The 19,656-nt window shown below is 56.2% G+C and carries 19 protein-coding genes; 9 read left to right on the top strand and 10 right to left on the bottom strand.

The features are described 5' to 3' along the window. Window positions 1-26: 26 nt before the first annotated feature. Window positions 27-1,985, top strand: a complete 1,959-nt coding sequence (parE, locus tag ABWV33_RS02850; protein ID WP_353329043.1) for a DNA topoisomerase IV subunit B — start codon at window positions 27-29, stop codon at window positions 1,983-1,985. Between the two features lie 29 nt (window positions 1,986-2,014). Then, entirely contained in the window at window positions 2,015-2,953 is a 939-nt protein-coding gene (locus ABWV33_RS02845; protein WP_353329042.1) for a hypothetical protein, read from the top strand. Window positions 2,954-4,132: 1,179 nt separating this feature from the next. On the opposite strand, the gene ABWV33_RS02840 is transcribed toward ABWV33_RS02845, so the two are convergent. The 5 genes from ABWV33_RS02840 to ABWV33_RS02820 form a co-directional block, all read right to left on the bottom strand. Then, window positions 4,133-4,654 (bottom strand): DUF2478 domain-containing protein, encoded by a 522-nt coding sequence (locus ABWV33_RS02840; RefSeq protein WP_164622505.1) that lies wholly within the window; start codon window positions 4,652-4,654, stop codon window positions 4,133-4,135. A 70-nt stretch (window positions 4,655-4,724) separates the two neighbouring features. Further along, window positions 4,725-5,390 (bottom strand): NnrU family protein, encoded by a 666-nt coding sequence (locus ABWV33_RS02835; RefSeq protein WP_353329041.1) that lies wholly within the window; start codon window positions 5,388-5,390, stop codon window positions 4,725-4,727. Between the two features lie 148 nt (window positions 5,391-5,538). After that, on the bottom strand, window positions 5,539-7,602 hold the full coding sequence (locus ABWV33_RS02830) for an ABC transporter permease (RefSeq protein WP_353329040.1): 2,064 nt from the start codon (window positions 7,600-7,602) through the stop codon (window positions 5,539-5,541). Next, window positions 7,599-8,651, bottom strand: a complete 1,053-nt coding sequence (locus ABWV33_RS02825; protein ID WP_353329039.1) for a quaternary amine ABC transporter ATP-binding protein — start codon at window positions 8,649-8,651, stop codon at window positions 7,599-7,601. Before ABWV33_RS02825 ends, ABWV33_RS02830 begins: the two co-directional genes overlap by 4 nt. A gap of 10 nt (window positions 8,652-8,661) precedes the next feature. Next, complete coding sequence (locus ABWV33_RS02820; protein WP_353329038.1) at window positions 8,662-9,612, bottom strand: ABC transporter substrate-binding protein; 951 nt, start codon at window positions 9,610-9,612, stop codon at window positions 8,662-8,664. Between the two features lie 241 nt (window positions 9,613-9,853). On the opposite strand from ABWV33_RS02820, the gene ABWV33_RS02815 reads away from it, so the two are divergent. From ABWV33_RS02815 to ABWV33_RS02800, 4 genes are all read left to right on the top strand, one after another. Further along, window positions 9,854-10,438: a hypothetical protein gene (locus tag ABWV33_RS02815; RefSeq protein WP_353329037.1), complete on the top strand. Its 585-nt coding sequence runs from the start codon at window positions 9,854-9,856 to the stop codon at window positions 10,436-10,438. 71 nt (window positions 10,439-10,509) lie between these two features. Further along, window positions 10,510-10,914: a PaaI family thioesterase gene (locus tag ABWV33_RS02810; protein WP_121996721.1), complete on the top strand. Its 405-nt coding sequence runs from the start codon at window positions 10,510-10,512 to the stop codon at window positions 10,912-10,914. Between the two features lie 57 nt (window positions 10,915-10,971). Then, window positions 10,972-11,634 (top strand): DNA-3-methyladenine glycosylase I, encoded by a 663-nt coding sequence (locus ABWV33_RS02805; RefSeq protein ID WP_353329036.1) that lies wholly within the window; start codon window positions 10,972-10,974, stop codon window positions 11,632-11,634. Between the two features lie 115 nt (window positions 11,635-11,749). After that, on the top strand, window positions 11,750-12,430 hold the full coding sequence (locus tag ABWV33_RS02800) for a hypothetical protein (RefSeq protein WP_113822984.1): 681 nt from the start codon (window positions 11,750-11,752) through the stop codon (window positions 12,428-12,430). On the opposite strand, the gene ABWV33_RS02795 is transcribed toward ABWV33_RS02800, so the two are convergent. Next, on the bottom strand, window positions 12,427-12,828 hold the full coding sequence (locus tag ABWV33_RS02795) for a c-type cytochrome (RefSeq protein ID WP_113822983.1): 402 nt from the start codon (window positions 12,826-12,828) through the stop codon (window positions 12,427-12,429). The two genes, ABWV33_RS02800 and ABWV33_RS02795, sit on opposite strands and share 4 nt — an antisense overlap. Window positions 12,829-12,990: 162 nt before the next feature. Here ABWV33_RS02795 and ABWV33_RS02790 point away from each other — a divergent pair, with 162 nt between their 5' ends. After that, complete coding sequence (locus ABWV33_RS02790) at window positions 12,991-13,428, top strand: DMT family transporter (protein ID WP_113823003.1); 438 nt, start codon at window positions 12,991-12,993, stop codon at window positions 13,426-13,428. 6 nt (window positions 13,429-13,434) lie between these two features. Here ABWV33_RS02790 and ABWV33_RS02785 read toward each other — a convergent pair whose 3' ends face one another. The 3 genes from ABWV33_RS02785 to ABWV33_RS02775 are packed head-to-tail and all read right to left on the bottom strand — an operon-like array spanning window position 13,435 to window position 16,388. After that, entirely contained in the window at window positions 13,435-14,409 is a 975-nt protein-coding gene (locus ABWV33_RS02785; protein ID WP_353329035.1) for an Ldh family oxidoreductase, read from the bottom strand. After that, window positions 14,402-15,109, bottom strand: coding sequence for an ABC transporter ATP-binding protein (locus ABWV33_RS02780; protein WP_215401868.1), 708 nt, complete (start codon window positions 15,107-15,109; stop codon window positions 14,402-14,404). The genes ABWV33_RS02785 and ABWV33_RS02780 overlap by 8 nt, the downstream gene beginning before the upstream one ends. Further along, the gene (locus ABWV33_RS02775; protein ID WP_353329034.1) at window positions 15,102-16,388 is read right to left on the bottom strand and encodes a lipoprotein-releasing ABC transporter permease subunit; all 1,287 of its coding nucleotides are present in this window, start codon (window positions 16,386-16,388) and stop codon (window positions 15,102-15,104) included. Before ABWV33_RS02775 ends, ABWV33_RS02780 begins: the two co-directional genes overlap by 8 nt. A 335-nt stretch (window positions 16,389-16,723) precedes the next feature. Here ABWV33_RS02775 and ABWV33_RS02770 point away from each other — a divergent pair, with 335 nt between their 5' ends. Continuing rightward, window positions 16,724-17,095 (top strand): hypothetical protein, encoded by a 372-nt coding sequence (locus ABWV33_RS02770; RefSeq protein ID WP_353329033.1) that lies wholly within the window; start codon window positions 16,724-16,726, stop codon window positions 17,093-17,095. A 57-nt stretch (window positions 17,096-17,152) separates the two neighbouring features. On the opposite strand, the gene proS is transcribed toward ABWV33_RS02770, so the two are convergent. Then, window positions 17,153-18,505, bottom strand: coding sequence for a proline--tRNA ligase (gene proS / locus ABWV33_RS02765; RefSeq protein ID WP_353329032.1), 1,353 nt, complete (start codon window positions 18,503-18,505; stop codon window positions 17,153-17,155). A gap of 163 nt (window positions 18,506-18,668) precedes the next feature. Between proS and ABWV33_RS02760 the strand changes: the two genes are divergently transcribed. After that, window positions 18,669-19,643, top strand: coding sequence for an isopenicillin N synthase family dioxygenase (locus ABWV33_RS02760; protein ID WP_353329031.1), 975 nt, complete (start codon window positions 18,669-18,671; stop codon window positions 19,641-19,643). The last annotated feature ends 13 nt before the right edge of the window (window positions 19,644-19,656 follow it).

The raw sequence follows: 19,656 nt of genomic DNA, 5'->3' as shown, positions 1-19,656 counted from the left end.
AAAACCCAAAAACAAGAGCAGCTGCCATGCCCGACGATCTTCTCAGCGGTAACGCCCCCGCCACCTACGACGCTTCCTCGATCGAGGTGCTCGAAGGGCTGGAACCCGTACGCAAACGTCCCGGCATGTATATCGGGGGCACGGATGAGCGCGCCCTGCACCATCTGGTCGCCGAAGTGCTCGACAACTCCATGGACGAAGCCGTCGCTGGCCACGCCTCAAGGATCGAGGTCGAACTCCACGCCGATTACGCCGTCACCATCCGTGACAACGGGCGCGGCATCCCCATCGACCCACACCCCAAATTCCCCGGAAAATCCGCGCTCGAGGTCATCCTCTGTACCCTGCACGCAGGTGGCAAATTCTCGGGCGACGCCTATGAAACCTCCGGCGGTCTGCACGGGGTTGGCGCCTCGGTCGTCAACGCGCTCAGCGACTCCATGGTCGTCCAAGTCGCCCGCAACAAGGAACTGTTTGAACAACGTTTTTCCCGCGGCATCCCGCTGGGCGGTGTGGAAAAGGTCGGCGCGGCCCCCAACCGGCGCGGCACCACCGTCACCTTTCACGCCGATGAACAGATCTTTGGCCACCACCGCTTCAAACCCGCCCGCCTGTTCAAATCCATCCGCTCCAAGGCCTACCTGTTCTCCGGCGTTGAAATCCGCTGGAAATCCGAAATCGACGACGGCGAAACCCCAACCACCGCCACCTTCCACTTCCCCGGCGGCCTGTCCGACTACCTGACTGAGACACTGGGCAAGGCCTCGACCTACGCCGATGCGCCATTCGCGGGCACCGTGGACTTCAAGGAAAAATTCGGTACGCCGGGCAAGGTCGAATGGGCCATCAACTGGACCCCCGCGCGCGATGGCTTCATCCAATCCTACTGTAACACCGTCCCCACCCCCGAAGGCGGCACCCACGTCGCAGGCTTCTGGTCCGCCATCGTCAAAGGAATCAAAGCCTACGGCGAACTGGTGAACAACAAAAAGGCCGCGCAAATCACCCGCGATGACCTGCTCACCGGCGGCTGCGCCCTGATCTCGTGCTTTATCCGCGAGCCTGAATTTGTCGGCCAGACCAAAGATCGCCTTGCCACCGTTGACGCCCAGCGTCTGGTGGAAAACTCGGTCCGCGATCACTTTGACAACTGGCTCGCCGCCGACACCAAATCCGCCGGGGCCATCCTCGACTTCCTGATCCTGCGCGCCGAGGAACGCCTCCGCCGCCGTCAGGAAAAAGAAACCCAACGCAAATCCGCCACCAAGAAACTGCGCCTGCCCGGCAAGCTGGTCGATTGTTCGTCCAACACCCGCGACGGCACCGAACTGTTTATCGTCGAGGGCGACTCAGCGGGCGGATCGGCCAAAATGGCCCGCAACCGCAAGACGCAGGCCCTGCTGCCCCTGCGCGGTAAGATCCTGAACGTCCTTGGCGCCGCCAGCTCCAAACTCGGCTCCAACGCCGAAATCAGCGACCTGACACAGGCGCTTGGCGTCAATCTGGGCACCAAATTCAACGTCGATGACCTGCGCTATGACAAGGTCATCATCATGACCGATGCGGATGTCGACGGCGCCCACATCGCGGCGCTCTTGATGACCTTCTTCTTTACCCAGATGCGCCCGATGATTGACGCCGGGCACCTCTATCTGGCCTGCCCGCCCCTGTTCCGCCTGACCCAAGGCCCCAAACGCATCTATTGCATTGATGAGGCCGAAAAGAACGAGTGGCTGGAAAAAGGCATTGGCGGCAAAGGCAAAATCGACGTCTCCCGCTTTAAGGGTCTGGGTGAAATGGACGCCAAGGACCTGAAAGAGACCACAATGGACCCCGCCTCCCGCGTTCTGATCCGCGTCACCATTGACGAGGACGAACCCGGCGAGACCGACATTCTGGTCGATCAGCTGATGGGCAAAAAACCCGAGCTGCGGTTCCAGTACATTCAAGAAAACGCGCGGTTTGTTGAGGAATTGGATGTTTGAGGGATAGGCATTACGCGAGCAAATAGAAAATGATCCCACGGATTACAGCGTATTTAGACCAAGGCATCTACAGCAAGATTCGAAACATTGATCATAGTTGGCTCGGAAAAACACTTATTGAGCTAGGCGCTCTTCCTGTGTTTTCAGATGCCCACTTGACTGAAATGCAAAATAGCGGCCGCCCAGAAGAATTTGCAAAAGTACTTGAAGAATTGAATGCCTGCTATCTACGCAACCCAGGGGCCTATCATAACAGTTATCACCCAATTGCATCATTCGACATCGGCCAAGCCAGGGCTAGACTTGCAAGCCACACTGTTGAGAGTGAAAACTATCTAAAAGCTTTTTTACCTATGCTACACCACATGCTAGGTGGTCTACGCAAAACGCATTTGACCGAAATTGCAACAGGTTCATCCGCTGAGATCAAATCTTTGGTCGACAGCTTATTGGCGGCATCACCAGATCCCCCCTCAGAAAATGACTTAGAGAAAATCAAAGCCTCTATTCTGGCAACCGAAAAGAACCTTCTTGAATGGGATATAGAAAAAGACAAAAAGAGCATCCTTAAACAAAGGGAAGCTGTTCGTAAGGGTGACGTCCTTCAAGGATTACCCCCATTAGAAAAAATCGATTTTTTGCTTTCATTTCTAGATGAAGATCAAAGAACCAAATTCATCTCGATCTACCCACCTAGCTTTGCGCTAAAGCGCCCCTTGAAAAATGGCGAAGTAACGGGATTTGCATTCACTCTATTTGGATTAGGACTGATTCACGACCGAAAGATGTACACTGGACCAAGGCAAGAACAGAGGTTTGCTGCTCAATATCGTGACGCTTGGCACATTGAAGAAGCATCTAGATGCGATATCTTTCTAACGGCAGATGAGGGTGCATTTGAGTTAGCCAAAGCAACGTATGCTTACAGTGGCTTCCCAACAAAGGTTGCGTGCCTTAAATTCCCTTGAAATTGAATACTGTGCCTCCACAAGACCCGCGCCTGACCTTGGGGAGGCGTAAAGCGCCTTCCCGGGGGGAAGGTCAGGCGCGGGTCTGCCGCTACGCGACACACCTCAATAAAACGCTCCCAAACCGCAATCCGGCCACCGCCCCTCTTCACTCCGCAAACCTCGGCGCGCAGGGCTCCGCCCGTCCCCGCCTCAAACAGTCCCCCGGACTGTTTGTCCCTTCGGGAACCGGCGTGAACTCCCAAGGGGAAGGTCAGGCGCGGGTCGTGCCACTCCGTGACACGCCCCAAATAGGCGCACCCAAACCGAAACCCGGCCACCGCCACTCTTCACTCCGCAAACCATGGCGCGCAGGGCTCCGCCCGTTCAAACCTCAAACGCTCTCCCAGAGCGTTTGCCGCTGCGCGGCCCGGTTCAAACTCCCGGGGGGAAGGTCAGGCGCGGGTCGTGTCCCTCCGCGACACCCCCCAATAAGACGCACCCAAACCACCTCCCAACCAACGCCCCTCTTCAATCCGCAACCCTCGGCGCACAAGGCCCCACCCGTTCAGACCTCAAACGCTCTGCTACAGCGTTGCCACCGCGCGGACCGGTTCGAAACCCCAAGCGGAAGCTCAGGCGCGGGCCTGCCGCTCCGCGCCACACCCCAAGGCGACATCCAGCACACGCCACGCTTTGATGTGCACCGTCCGATGCCAAAGGGACCCCTGTCCCCACCTCAAACAGCCCCCCGAACCGTTTGTCCCTTCGCGCACCAGCGTGTGCTCCGGGGGCGAAACGCAGGCGCGGGTCGTGTCATCCCGTGCCCTCCCAAACCCAACGGGTCCACCTCTGCGCACGCGAAACCACCGTGCAGCCCAAGCCACCCGCCAGCCCCTCAAACTGCGGCATATTCCCTCAAATTAACCTGAGTCGGGGTCTCCCTAACGGCCAAGTACCCTATTTCGTACGAAATCGCGTAGGAACTCCCCAAACCGTCAAAATACCCCCCCGCAGACCCCAATTTCAGCCCCTCGTTTCGTACGAAATCACGCCCAGAGTCCCCAAAACACTCTGATCCCTACCCCGCGCGGGGCGCGCATCGGCCCCCAAACCGCCGGTTAACACAGCGAACGCAGCCCCCAAACGCAAAACACCCGCCACAAACGGACGGGTGTCAGATCACAATGTTGGGTCGGTTCAGGCGGCTTCTGATCCCTCGGGGGCCACCCGATCCAGCCACGCCTCAATCGCGTCCAGATCCGCCTCCATCTTCTCAGCCGCGCCTTCGGTGAAATCCAAAAACTTCTGTTCATTCAAGCCGTTAACACCCACCAGCACAGGAATCCCTCGCATCAATGCATCTCCGATCACAGGCCGAAACCCGCGCCCATCGGCCTCGTGCTTGCCAAACTTGTTGATGATCAACAACCGCGGCGTCTTTTCCAGCGATTCCATCACCAAAGCGACCGAGGTTTCCAGCGCCGCCGGGTCCAACCGGCACCCCCGCGACCCCGCGCCAAGTGATTGAGAAATACGGATTTTTTCGCCATTTGCCAAGACGCGCAGGTCCATATCACACTTGGCATCATCCGCGCATTCCGTGTTGGTTTGCACCACCCCCGCAAGGGTCACGCCCTTGGATTCAAGCCGCTCCGCAATCGCGCTGAGCAACCGATCCGTGCCCCCGCGCGCTTCTGTCGTTACATAAGCCAAATGCATCTCAACGCATCCTTTCATCCATCGTTAGACATGCACATAGCACGTCACTCTCTCTGCGACCACTCCATGGTCAAAACGGCAACGGGGAAACCCCGATAACCCACGCGTGGCCCCATAAAAATAGGGCATAAAGCCCGAACCCACCGCCCCATGCCTGCCACGGCACCTGCCCGGCCCCCATCATCGAAAACCGCGCGGTGTTTCGGATCATTTCTGACCAGCCCGGCCCCATGTCGCGCGCCTTGCGCCTGTCGATCATCACCATTCCCAACCCTGCAAACAGCGCAAACAAGCCAAACAGGATGACATGCGCCAGATCCCCGTTCGCCAACATATGCACCACAGACCACCCCATCAGCGCCAACAGCAGCGGATGGCGGCTGAGCGCAAGGATACCTGGTCGATCAGGGTCATACACTCTTCTCCCTAACCCACCGAAAGAAAACGGATTACTGACCGTCATACCACCGACTATCAGCACGCACACCAGCGGCATCAACACCAAAGGAATCCAGCGCAAAACGTCTAACGGGGGGAATACTTCAACATATGGTGCACGCGCCGCCGCAACAATCAACCAGACCAAGATCCCCGTCGAAACCGCACTATACGCAGCAAAATAGCCCCCCCGCCCAAGTCGCACGATCAACCATGGTCGCACAGGTGGTCGCACAGGGATCACGTGGCTGAGCAGGAACACCAACAACGCAAATAGAAATTCAGTCCAACCGGTCATAAAGGGCCCTTTTGTTTGGCCTCACATGACACAGGCTATCAGGGTTGAACATGTTCCAGATCAAAAAGGTCAGGATACTTTTGCCATGCTCCAAAAGAAAAGGGCGCAGCCAAAGGCCACGCCCCTTTCATGTTAAATGCGCCCCGGTCTACAGACCCAAAGCTTTGCGTCTCTCTTCGGCAAAGCCCTGCACCATTCGGTCGGCAATCAATGCCAGAATAGCCAACGCAGCCCCAGCAGAGATGCCCAATCCGATGTCAGCCTGACCAAGCGCCAGATAGATCGACTGACCCAATCCAGTGGTTCCAATCAATGCAGCAATCACCAGCATAGCAAAGGCATAGAGGATGGTTTGGTTCAGCCCCAACAAGATGGTTGGCGCCGCATACGGACCCCGAATATCCCGCATGATCTGCCATTCGGTGGCACCGCTCGCGATTGCCGCCTCCATCATCTCGTCCGGTGTGTTAACCAATCCGTGACGCGTGTACCGGATCATCGGAACCACAGCATAGGCGCAGATCGCCAAGAACGCCGAGAACTCGCCGATTTGGAACACCATCAACACCGGGATCAGGAAAACAAACAGCGGAATCGTCTGCAACATATCACAGATTGGCCGCACGATCTTCCAAGCTAGCGGGCTGACAGCGCTCAGCAAACCAAAGCCCCCGCCGACGATGGCACAGGAAAATACCGCTGCACCGCTGAGGTACAGCGACAGCAACGCCCGGTCCCACAGCCCCGACACAAGGATTGTCGACAACAGCCCGACGGACAGCATCGCCAAACGAGGCCCACCGGCGACCCAACCCAAGGCGGCCGCCCCCGTCAGAACAAACGGCCAAGGCAAATTGGCAATTCCGGTTTCAAGCATCCCGATCGCAATCAAGAATGCCAAGCCCCCGGTCAGATTGCCACGCCAAGCAATCAGCGCGCCGACCACGGCCCCAAACAGGAACAGTCCCTGGCTCATGCCTGAGGTCCACGAAAAGCCCCACGTAAAGGGCAGTACAGCCTGATCCAGCCCAATGCGAAGCGGCAGCAATACATAGAACATCGAGTTGTTCTTGAGCGCGTCCAGCCACACCCCGTTTGCACGGGTGAAATCTGTCAGGCTTTGATCCACCGCATCCGCGACCGGATCCAACAGTGTCAAATCAGATGCGTTGGGCATCGAAGACCAAAACGCCACGGTGAACAGAACCGCAAACCCGACCAATGCCCAAAACACTCGCCGGTCATAGCGTTTGCGTTCCGTCGCCAAGGCTCCGCTCATCCGATCAATGATCACGGCGAAGACGACAATGACCATCCCTGCCAACAGCGCCTCTCCGAATTGCGCCTTGCGCATGGTAAGAAGCACCTCCCAACCGATATCGTTAAATCCACCGATCACAGCCGCGATGATCACCATCGACAGCGCTGCCATCAAGCACTGGTTCACCCCGACCATGATTTGAGTCGTCGCAGAAGGGATCTCGACCTGAAACAGCTGCTGCATTCGGGTGCCACCGGCCATGATCGCGGCCTCTTTCACTTCGGGTTCAACGCGTTCGAGGCCCAACATCACATTGCGAGCCATAGGTGGTGCGGCATAAATCGCCGACGCAATCAGACCAACCACCGGACCAAACCCGAACAACAACAAGAGCGGTGTCAGGTAGGCAAACGTCGGAACCGTCTGCATGATATCCAGCAACGCCTGAAGCGCGTTCTTAACGCGAGGCACTTCGTTCGCAAGAATGCCAATCGCACCGCCCATCACCAGCGCCAGCGGCACAGATACCGCCACAAGCGCCAGCGTATTCATGCTTTCGGCCCAATACCCCGAAGCCAGCACAAAGCTGAGGCCCAGAAATCCAAGCGCGGCCATCGACAGGCCTCCAAGGTACCACCCCAAAGCCGTCACCAATCCAATGACCAACGGCCAAGGCGTGCCGTTCAAGACGAAATTGGCCCAATCCATCGGATACCGCATCACATCCGAAAACATCCGCGCAACTGGTTTTATGCCTTCCAAGAACCAAGTCAGGCTGCTCCCAACCCAATCTGTGGTGGGCAGAACCCAGCCTTTGGGCCATGCCACCAGCCACGGCGCATAGGGTTCCAGTATCAAGCAGATCGCCCCAACCACCAACGTGATCAAGGCCGCTTTGGCACCAACCGTCAGAGAGACAAAGCCAGAAGAAACATCCGCAGGTGCGCTCATGCCTCTTCCACCTGCAAGGCGGCCGCCAGATCGGCTGGATTCACCATCCCCACCAATTTGCCTGCTTTGTCATGAACCGGAACCGGCTCATACAGTTCCATGCACCGCGCCAGGGCCGCATCCAACGTCATATCTGTGCGCAGCCCGGGATCATCGGGGCCAACGCCCTCGGTTCCGGCCTGCATCACGGATGACACATGCGCGTGCTGACCTTTGGCGACATCTTTGGAAAACTCGCGGACATAGTCATCGACCGGGTTCAACACGATGTCAGTCGGCGTACCAATCTGTACAATTTTGCCATCCCGCATGATCGCAATGCGATCCGCCAGCTTCAGCGCCTCGTTGATGTCATGTGTGATGAAAACAATCGTGGTCTTCAGCTTTTCTTGAATTTGCAGGAACTCGTCCTGCAACTGTCGCCGGATCAACGGATCAAGTGCCGAAAACGGTTCATCCAAGAACCAAACCTGACAGTCCGCAACCAATGATCGGGCAATGCCCACCCTTTGGCGTTGGCCACCAGACAATTCACGCGGATAATGTTTCTCGCGCCCTTTAAGCCCAACAAGTTCAATCACTTCTGTGGCTTTTTTCAACCGCGCCTTGCGAGAAACGCCCTGCACACGCAGCGGATAGGCCACGTTGTCCATAACAGTCATATGCGGGAACAGGCCAAAATGCTGGAACACCATGCCTAGTTTTTTGCGGCGCAATTCGATCAGGCGCTGCTTGCTGGCCTCCATGATGTTTTCGCCATGAATATCTATCCCGCCCCCGGTGCCATCCAACAACTGTGAGATACAGCGGATCAGGGTCGACTTGCCCGAGCCTGACAGGCCCATGATGACAAAAAGCTCGCCTTCTTTGACTTCGAAATTGGCATTTTGCACGGCAGGGATGAACCCTTTTTCGCGCAGATCCTTGGCGGCAGCGTCAGCATCCCCCCCTGACCGAGCAAGCGCGTCGGTCAGGGCTTTGTCTGCGCCGTTGCCAAACACCTGCCAGAGATTCTGGCAGGCGATGGCTGGCGGTGTTACGTCAGTCACGTGTCGCGGCTCACTTGGTCGCTGCGTCGACAACCGGACGCCAGCTGCCTTCGTTGTCTGCCATCCATTTGGCCACAACGTCTTCAACTGAACCACCGTCCACATCAATTTCGCCCATCATAGGCTGCTGTGCTTCGACGCTCAGTGCGTAGTTGGACAGGATTTCATAGGCCGCTGGCCATTTATCCTGCATACCAACCCAACCGGCTTTGAAAATCCGTGTTGGAGAGAAATCACAGTCATTGATCGCATTCGGGTTTGGACCCCATGCTGGGTCGTTAAAACACGCTTCTTCGCCAGCAGGCAGGTCCACGAATTTTACGTCATACGCCGACATCGCCCAGTGGGGCTGCCAGAATGTGATCAACAGCGGCGATTTGCGATCGGTTGAGGCGCGCAATTCTGCAATCAACGCCCCTTCGGATCCCGCTGGAACCGCTTTGAAGGGCAGTTCAAGACCGGTCATACGATCGGCACCGGGTGTGCCCCAATCCGCGGGGTAATCCACCAAACGACCATTCGGAATGGTTTCGGCAGTGGCAAAGTTCTGGGCGCATTCTTTCAACGCTTCCCAAGCAGGCAGGCCCGGGCACAGCTCGGCCACGTGCGCAGGGTATGCGATGCCTTCTTTGGCATCCAGACCCAGATCCCCGATCTCAAACACGTTGCCTTCGGCAATTTTCTTTGCGTATTCATCCGAGACGTTTGACGACCAAATTTCCAATGTCGCATGGATGTCGCCATCCGCGATCGCCTGAAACTGGTTCATCATGCCCGCCGTCGCATATTCCACCTTATAGCCAGCGGCCTTGAGCATCTCTCCGGCAACATGCGTTGTGATGTGCTGGCCCGTCCATTCATTGATCGCCAGTTTGATCGGTTCGTCTACGGCGCCCATATCTGCCGCATGGACGGATCCCGCCAGTGCAGTCAATGCGATTCCAAGGCTGAGTTTTTGCATTCTTAGGTACTCCCTGTTTTGTGTCCTTGCGCCAACTTATCCCCCTTACAAAGGGAGTGTCACGCGCATACCCGCGTTCGGGTTATTAATTGACCAGTCAATTACACTCCAAAAACCCCACATTTGTCGAGTATTTTCACGCCTCGCATTCGGATTTTCTAAACTTTGCAAAGCCTGCAACGACTTGGCAGCGTAAAAAAACCCTAATAGGATCAACGTAAAGACGCGGAGAACCCTGATCATGACGCTAAGAACATTACGTTTCAGCTTGTTGGCCATTGCCGCTGGTTTCTTTGGAACGGCGACGCTTGCATCCCCAATTGATTGGAAAACTGTGCGCGGATGGGACATTTCGTTTTACCCTGGATCCGATGGTTGCCAAGCCTTTGCCCTGTTCGAAGAAGACACAGCGTTCTTCATTGGTTTTGACAACACCGATGACGAATTGCTGCTCGACGTCACCCTTTTGGACAAGAAATGGGCCTCGATCGAAAAAGGCACGGAATATGACATTGCTGTAAAGTTTGGCAACGAAAGCCCGTGGTCGCTTGAAATGGACGGGTTGCGAACGGATGACTTTCCCGGCCTCAACATCATGATCAACGCCCAATCTGACGAAGCAACGCTTTTCATTCGCGAGTTTCAGGGCGAAAGCTCGATGACGTGGTCTTATGCCGATACCACGCTAGGCCGGTATACCCTCAAAGGGTCACGGGCTGCCTTTGATGAAGTTGTGAATTGCCAGCGGTCCTATTTGGCAGCTCGAAAATCTCAGAGCGATCCATTTGCCAACTCAAACAAAAAGGCGGACCCATTCGCAGACTAAGTGCCTGTGAAACCACACTTCCAAGCCTTCAGCTTCAAAGGACCCCTTGCCATGCTTTATGGAACCTCATCATGACACCGGACGCGGCTCAAAATATCCTAAAGGCTCATTTCGCGGAGTGGGTGCAGGCCTTGGATTTGACGGTCCTGAAAACCCAGACCGACCATGTGTTGATCCGTATGCCACTAGGGGATCACCTCAAACGCATGGGGGGAATTGTTTCGGGGCAAGCCTTGGCTGCCTTGGCGGACACCACCATGGTTTTATCGGCGGTGGCCCATAGCGGTGAATTCAAACCCTACGCCACAACAGACCTGCATACCCAATTCATGCGACCCGGTGTCGGAACCGCAATTCTCTGCCGTGCCGAAGTTGTGCGCGCGGGCCGATCGTTAGTCTTTGCACGCGCAGACATGACAGAGGAAGACAGCGAAAAAATCGTAGCTACGGCAACAGCGACGTTCTTTGCACCATGATCCAACACTGGAAGTGTTGGATGCCTTGCGCCGAATTCCTTTCAGGAGGAACACCCTATGCGCTATTTTGACGATATTTTCGCCATTGCTGCCGAACGCCAGGGCGGACACGCAGCGCTTGATGCAAAACTATCGGGGCCTCTGCCAATGGAGGAGTTGTTCGCCATCCCGGATGATCGCTGGCTGTCCACTTTGACCAAATGCATCTTTCAGGCTGGGTTCAATTGGAAAGTCATTGAGGCAAAATGGGACGGGTTTGAAATGGCCTTTGACCAGTTTGATGTGGGGCGATGCGCCTTTATGGATGACGAAAAATTTGACGCGCTTTTGCAAGACACGCGCATTGTCAGGAATGGCACCAAAATCGCCACGGTCCGGGAAAATGCAGCACTGTTGTTGGAACTGCGCCAAGCAGAGGGCGTTGCACAAACCCTGGGGGGATGGCCGTCGGACGACTATATTGGCCTTCTCGAGATGTTGAAAAAGCGCGGTTCCCGTCTTGGCGGCACAACCGCGCAATATGCGATGCGGTTCAGTGGTCGGGACAGCTTTATTCTATCGCGCGATGTTGTCGCCCGTCTAATTGCAGAGAACGTAATAGACAAGCAACCAGGGTCAAAAAAATCCATGGTGCAGGTGCAAACTGCCTTTAACACTTGGATGGATCAGTCAGACCGGTCCCTAACGGAAATCAGCCGTGTACTGGCAATGTCAGTCTAACCCACTGCAATTCTGTTCAATCCATCGCAGCAACTTCCCTTAACCCTCAGAAAATCTGCCATTTCCGACACTTCGCCCCTACCCGCCCACAACGCTTCGGTCTAGGCTCTCTCGTATGAAATTACGCATCCTTCTGCTGTTAGTGTCTTTGGCTGCTTGTGGGCGTCCGTTGACGGACACCGAAGTTGATTTTGCTCAGATCATCCATGGGGATCAATTGGATTTAAAACGCGCCCGTCTGGTCGAAGGTGCCCCTGTTGGAAGCGTCACGTTCAAACGCAAAGCACGTCCTCGTGTGACCTGCCGTGAACGGATTTTACCCCCCGCAAAAGAAGAGATCGTTACCGCCTCACCCGCCGCGGTTGCCCTGTTCAATCGGGTTTTCTTCACCAAAGACTGGTACACAGATAACTACCTGCCAGAATACCCCGATCGCCTGCATTTGATCGCTGCCATGTTGCTGGCACACGAGTTGACCCATGTTTGGCAATGGCAAAACCGAGATCGCACCGGGTATCATCCACTCCGCGCGGCGGCCGAGCACGGCAAAGACGACGACCCCTATTTGTTTGATTTGTCCGATGCGCCCAAATTTCTGGACTATGGTTTTGAACAACAAGGCGCCATCGTCGAAGAATATGTCTGCTGCCGCGCCCTTGCGCCCACGGCCCCCCGCACTCAGCGCCTGCACGCGATGTTGAAACAAGACCTGCCGGTACGGGATCTGCCCCAATCGCGCGAGAGCGACGTCCTCCTACCCTGGAAAGACGCCGAACTGAGCGGGATTTGCGCTTAGGCCTTGACCTGAATGCTCTCCAAATAGGCCAACAAAGCTGCCAGCGTTCGGGGTGTCGGCGTCATTACGCCATCCACCTCAACAGGAACCTGCTCACCGCTCAGAAGCGCACCAAATTCGGGCATTACCTGCCCCCCTTCGCTGCCATGTTGGTAGCCGTCAATCTTGCTCAGCACCGAGGCGCGCGGAAATACACCGTCATTCCTCAGGGCAATTTCTGACAGGTTTGGCGCCTGCTGCCCCCCACTGAGCGCACCGCCTTCGCCGCGATAGCTGTGACATGCCGCGCAGTTCTCAACAAACAGAGCCTCGCCTTCTTTGGCGTCCGGCATACTCTGCTGCGAAGCACAGGCCGCGACGGTTGCAAGAGCAGAAAAGACAAGAAAAATCCGGGTCATAACAAATTCCTATTTTCAAGTACGTGCGCCGTCCAGCAGCGTCGCCAACAATCGAAATGACACCGCGTCGCATATGAACACTCAGGCTTGTACATCTTGGCTGAGAACGCAATGATCCAGATCATTGGCCAGACAGCAGAGCAAAGGCAAGGGATGAATAAGATGACCGAATACGCAGTGATCATGCTGGTTGCCGGGATCGGCATTCCCGTTCTTGCGGCATTGAACGCCGCATTGGGCAAGCTGATCGGGTCCCCGTTTGCCGCCGGCGTGGTACTTTTTTCCGTGGCCTTGACCACAGCGATCGGTGTCATGCTGGTGATGTCTGACGCGCAAGCGTTGACTAAAGTAGCTGACGCACCCAAGCATCTGTTTCTTGCCGGGGCTTTGGTCGCGTTCTACGTCTTGTCCATCACCTATGTTGCGCCCCATTTTGGCATCGGAAACGCGGTGTTCTTTGTTCTTATCGGTCAGCTTATCTCGGCGGCTGCCATTGACCACTTTGGGCTATTTGGCGCGCAGATAAGCCCCCTCACCCTGATGCGGGCGGGGGGTATCACGATCATGGCCTTTGGCGTTTTTGTAACTCAACTGGCCTAAGCAACTTCAGCGCATGGCTGACAATTGATCCCAAAGCGCGTCCGGAACCATCACGGTTTCGGCCAACGTGCGCCCTTGACCCGGCATCCGTGCACCTTCGTCTTGCGTGACGCTTTCCGCCAATGTCACCATGCGTGCCCCAAAATCGTCAGAGGCACTAGGGTCAATCAGCATATAGAACTGGCCCAGATTATGGGGCGGACCTTCGGGGGCTTTCAGTGGCTTAACATCCCGGGAGAAAACAGACCCCGTCATGGCTGCAGCAAGAATTTCAGCCATCAAACCAAATCCCCAGCCCTTGTAGCCGCCCATAGATACCAGCGACCCACCGAGAGCCGCGGTTGGATCGGTGGTGGGGTTTCCATCCACGTCCAAGGCCCACCCTTCGGGGATGCTTTGCCCTGCGGCCTTGGCCATGGTGATCTTGCCTAGGGCCACCGTCGTCGTGGACTGGTCAAACTGCATCGCAACACCGCCCTGCCCGTCCGGCACCGAAAACGCGATCGGGTTGGTGCCGATCACGCGGGTTTTGCCACCCGGTGGCGCAACGATGGGCGATGCGTTGGTCATGCCAAGCGCGATCAAACCCGCGCGCGCAATCTGGCCAGTAAAAAACCCAAGCGAGGTGCAGGTATGTGTGTGCCCAACAGCCAACGCCGCCGTGCCGTTTTCCCGCGCTGCGGCCAAGGCATCGGGCAACGCTTTGGCAAATGCAGCCTGCGCAAAGCCGAGCTTGCCATCCACCCGAACAAAGCCGGGACGCTCACGCGAAACGACAGGTTCAACAGTTCCGTTTACGCGCCCGGTCCGTAGTTGCTGGCAATAGCTTTCAAGATAGTAGAGACCGCAGATCTTGTTCCCGGTTGCTTCCGCTTCGACCACCGCTCGGGTCACTTCGGTCGCAATCCATTCATCCGCACCATGTGCTGTCAGAGCCCGCTGCGTCAGCGCGCCGATTTCAGCCAGTGTTACCTCAACCATCTGTTGTCTCCTCTTCAGACGCTGCAACAAGTGCGCCTGCTTCCAGCCTTACAACACGGTCCATCCGTGCTGCCAGCTCCATGTTATGTGTTGCGATCAGGGCCGACAGCCCTGTGCCTGACACCAAGTCCATCAGCGCCCCGAACACTTGGTCCGAGGTTCCGGGATCCAGATTGCCCGTCGGTTCATCGGCCAACAATAGCCGAGGTTCATTTGCCATGGCGCGACAGAATGCGACACGTTGCTGCTCTCCTCCGGACAAAGCAGCAGGGCGATGATGGGCGCGATCCCCCACGCCTACCTTGCCAAGCAGGTCCATTGCCCGTGTCACAGCCACACTTTCGGAAACACCGTTCGCCAATTGTGGCAATGTGATATTCTCCAAAGCCGAGAATTCCGGCAACAGATGATGGAACTGATAGATGAACCCCACATCATTGCGGCGCACATTTGTTCGGGTCCGATCCCCTTTGCCAGTCATATCCTGACCAAGCATCTGAACCGCACCTGCGTCTGGCGTATCAAGTAGCCCCGCGATATGCAAAAGGGTGGACTTCCCGGCGCCGGAGGGCGCGACCAACGCCACAACCTCCCCCGCGTTTACAGTCAGATCGACGCCCTGCAACACGCGCACTTCACCCGGTGTGCCCTGATTATAGGTCTTGGTAATCCCGCTCAGGGTCAATGTTGGCTCACTCATACCGCAACGCCTCTACCGGGTTCAGGCGCGCCGCACGACGCGCAGGGAAATAGGTCACAAAGAACGACAGGCCAAGCGAAAGACCAACCGCTGACATCACATCCTCTAGGTGCAACGCGGCTGGCAAAGCGTAAATCCCACGGATGGACGGGTCCCAGACCCCGCCGCCCATGACATAGTTCACAAACGAGAAAATCGGATCGATGTAGATCGCGAACAAACATCCCAGCACGACACCCATCGCCGTTCCGATTATCCCTGTGAACGCACCGCAGATAAAGAACACTCGCAGAATGGACCCTTCGCTTAGGCCAATTGTGCGCAGGATACCGATATCGCGCCCTTTATTTTTAACCAACATGATCAGCCCGGAAACGATATTCATCGCGGCAATCAAAACGAGGATCGACAGGATGATGAACATCACGTTGTCTTCGACTTCGAGCGCGCGCAAAAACCCACCCGACGCATCCATCCACGTCCAAATCTGGGCGCGCTCGCCAGCCGCCTGCAAAATCTTTAAGGTCACCGCGCTCAGCGCCTCGGGGTCCGCCACCATGACTTCCAACTCATCCGCGACCCCTTCGCGGTTGAAATAGCTCTGCGCCTCGGCAAAGGGCATGTAAACGCGCACGCGGTCGATATCATAGCGCCCGACGGAAAACACGTGCACGACTTCATAAGCATTCACCCGCGGGCTGGTGCCAAACGCCGTCTTCACCCCGTTGGGCGATATCAGCTTGATCCGGTCCCCAACGGTCACACCCAGTTCACGGGCGACGCCTGATCCGATCGAAACCCCCTCGCTGAACCGGGCCAGATTGCCATAAGAATCTTCGCTTTCCGCGATCCCCGGTAAAGAGTTCAAATCATCGGCAGAAATGCCGAACACCTGAACCCCTGCATTGCGATTGCGATGGGCCGCCATGACTTGCCCTTTGACCAGCGGGGCTACACGAGTCACGCCGGGAACTTCTGCCACGCGCGCGGCCATTGCGTCAAAATCAGCAATCGTTCTGTCAATACGACCGGTTTCACTAACCTGCCCCGAATTATAGACGGTCACATGGGCGTTTGCGCCCAGAATGGTTCCAACAAACTCAGACCGGAACCCGGACCGGACCGCCAATGTGGCAATCAAGGCAAACACAGCCAAGGTTATCCCGATCAAACTGATCCAGGTCATAACGCTCACACCACCTTCGGCACGACGGGCCCGCAGATATCGCCACGCGATCTTCCACTCAAAAGGGGCAAATGGGGCTGGAGATTTGGCCATTTCGGCTCCTGCTCTTATTTGGCGCGGAGAGTGGGGTTATCGGGCACTGGGGTCAAGCCCATGCCACCGACCGAACATGCGGATCGGCAAGCCTGCGCCATGTAAATTCACCTCAGTTGGGTTTGGAACAATCACCCCATACGGGATCCGGACATCCGTTTGCGCCCTCTGTTTGTTGAGGTATTCGCAACAATAAGGCAAAACGACACACCATTGGCAGCAAATCGCCACAATAATTAACCAAAGTTAACAAAAATTCATGACAAATTTTGAATCAAGCTGATCAAACTGTCAGCATGAAACAACTGGGGGACATCTGTGAAAGGGGTGTTCAAATGGAACTGACACATACCAAACCAACAAGTCATCAGACCCGCTTCAAACAGCACACATCGCACGGCCCTGCACAATTTGACTGCGAAACCGCAATTCTGCTGCGGGCCATCTTTCTACCGATATTTGAACGCGCCACCGGCTGGACAGGGCTGATCGATACCTTGCAGAGCAAAGGCTACCACCTTGCCTTTCGCAGCGGCCTGTTGTGTCTCACGGATCAATCAAGTGGAACGCGGATATGTGGGCTGCAGTTCTTAGGTCTGCGCATGCAGGACCTCGTCGCCCGATTGGGTCGACCTTATGTTCTGGCGTATGCGGGACAATCCGCAGATGGAGAAGTGCTGCGCCATCCCCCACGGCGTATCGTCTAATTTAAGACGCTTTGGCCAACCAAAAGGCCAGCCAAAGCTAAGTTCATCATAGTTCGATCAGAGACCCACAACACGGTGTGGCGCGTAGATTTCCGCCACTTTCTTAACCGCATCCTCGGGTGTCATTTCAACGCTTTCGCCGGTGCGGCGGCTGGTCAGTTCAACAACGCCATTTTTCAAGCCACGCGGACCAACGGTCATGCGCCACGGCAAACCGATCAGATCCATAGTTGCGAATTTGCCGCCCGCACGCTCTTTGCGATCATCATAGAGCGGCTCAAGTCCGATGGCTGTCAGCGCGGCTTCCAACTGTTCGCATGCCGCGTCTGCCGCTTCGTCACCCTGCTTCAGGTTCACGATACCACAATGGAACGGCGTGACCCCTTCGGGCCAGATGATGCCGTTGTCGTCATGGCTGGCTTCGATGATCGCGCCCAACAGACGGCTGACACCAATGCCGTGCGACCCCATATGAACGGGGACTTTGCCTCCATCAGCGGTTTGAACAGTTGCGCCCATTGCTTCGGAGTACTTGGTACCGAAGTAAAAGATCTGTCCAACTTCGATGCCGCGCGCCACGCGACGGCGCTCTTCTGGGACCTCATTAAACAAGGCTTCGTCGTGGGTTTCATCCGTGCGGGCATAGCGCGAGGTGAACTCTTCCAGCACCGACTGACACTGTTCAACGCTATCGTAGTCAATTTCACGGTCGCCAAACTTCAGATCAGTCACTTCGCTGTCATAAAAGACCTCCGACTCACCAGTGTCGGCCAGCACCAGGAACTCGTGCGTGTCATCGCCGCCAATCGGGCCAGAGTCAGCCCGCATCGGAATGGCTTGCAAACCCATACGCTCGTACGTGCGCAGATAGCTGACCAAGTGGCGGTTGTAGGCGTGCAACGCGTCCTCTTTGGTCAGGTCAAAGTTATAGCCGTCTTTCATATAGAACTCACGGCCCCGCATCACGCCAAAGCGCGGGCGGATCTCGTCGCGGAATTTCCATTGGATCTGATACATAGTCAGAGGCAGGTCTTTGTAGCTGCTGACATGACCGCGGAAAATATCAGTGATCAACTCTTCGGCTGTGGGTGTAAACAGCATGTCGCGACCATGACGGTCTTTGACACGCAGCATCTCTTCGCCATAGTCATCATAACGGCCGCTTTCGCGCCACAGATCAGCAGACTGCATGGTGGGCATCTGCATAGGGATGTGACCCGCGCGGATTTGCTCCTCGTGAACGATGTTCTCGATCTTACGCAGAACTTTAAAGCCCATGGGCAACCAGGAATAGATCCCAGCAGCGGACTGCTTGATCATACCCGCCCGCAGCATCAGGCGGTGGCTGACAATCTGTGCCTCACTAGGGGTTTCCTTGAGCACAGGCAGAAAATAACGGGACAGGCGCATGGGCGGTCTCTTTCGTCATAAAGCGTTTTGGGCGGTCTATGCCATCCGGGGGCATCAGGCAATCTGCCATTCGGTCTTTCGCGACTGAAGCCTGTCGGAATTTGGATTGACCGCCCCCAACTGGCGCGAAACTGTGAAGGATAGGCCGCAAAGGACACGACACATGCAAACGATCCCGACAATCGACATCTCGCCTCTTCGCGCGGCAAACCACCCCGATCGCGCAGATGTGGTTCAGCAAATCCTAGCGGCCTGCACGGATATCGGTTTTTTGTCGATCACGGGCACCGGAATTCCCACCGAACAGGTGGATAGCGTGCGGGCTTGTGTGCGCGCGATTTTTGGCATTCCCGAACCCCGAAAATGGGAACAGGCTATCACCCGCGACAATTACCGGGGATACATTCCGTTTGGGTTCTTTACCCCCAATGATGGATCAGGCACTGCGGACAAATACGAAGGCTACAAGCTGCATCACGAAATCACCCCTGATGATCCCGTGATCAATGACTCTGCTCTATATGGCCCAAACCTCTGGCCGGTTGAACACCTCGAAGCACGAGACATTATGCTTGGCTACTGGGCGCAACTCGATCTGGTCGCGCATGACTTGTTGGGTGCACTGGCCGAAGGGCTGGATCTGCCGCCAGCCGAGTTGCAAGCCCCGTTTGACAAGCCTCTGACAAACATGACTTTGCTGCATTATCCGCCCCAGGGCGACGACGATGACGGTTATGGCATTCATCCCCACAAAGACACCGATGCCCTGACAATCATCGCCCCTGATCCAGTTGGCGGACTAGAGGTGCAAACCCGCGACGGAGGGTGGATAACACCTGATTGCCCACCCGGTGGATTCGTCGTCAATATCGGAGATATGCTTGAACTCTGGTCGGGCGGTCGTTTGGTTTCGACCCCGCATCGCGTGGTGAACAAATCTGGCAAGGAACGATATTCCTTTCCCTATTTCGCTGTCCCACGTCACGACATTGTGGTGACCCCGCTGTTACCACCCCAACCCGGGTTTGTACGCCCGTCCGTGCACTGTGGACATTGGTCTGCTGAGGTCTGGCGCACCAACTGGCCAGACGAAGGCGCAACAGAAAATACACCGGAATTGGGAACCCTGCTGAGCTAACCACCAGAAGTAA

Origin of the sequence: Phaeobacter sp. NW0010-22 (genome assembly GCF_040365955.1) — a bacterium.
Taxonomy (GTDB): domain Bacteria; phylum Pseudomonadota; class Alphaproteobacteria; order Rhodobacterales; family Rhodobacteraceae; genus OMPR01.
This window is presented reverse-complemented; position numbering and strand designations above follow the sequence as displayed.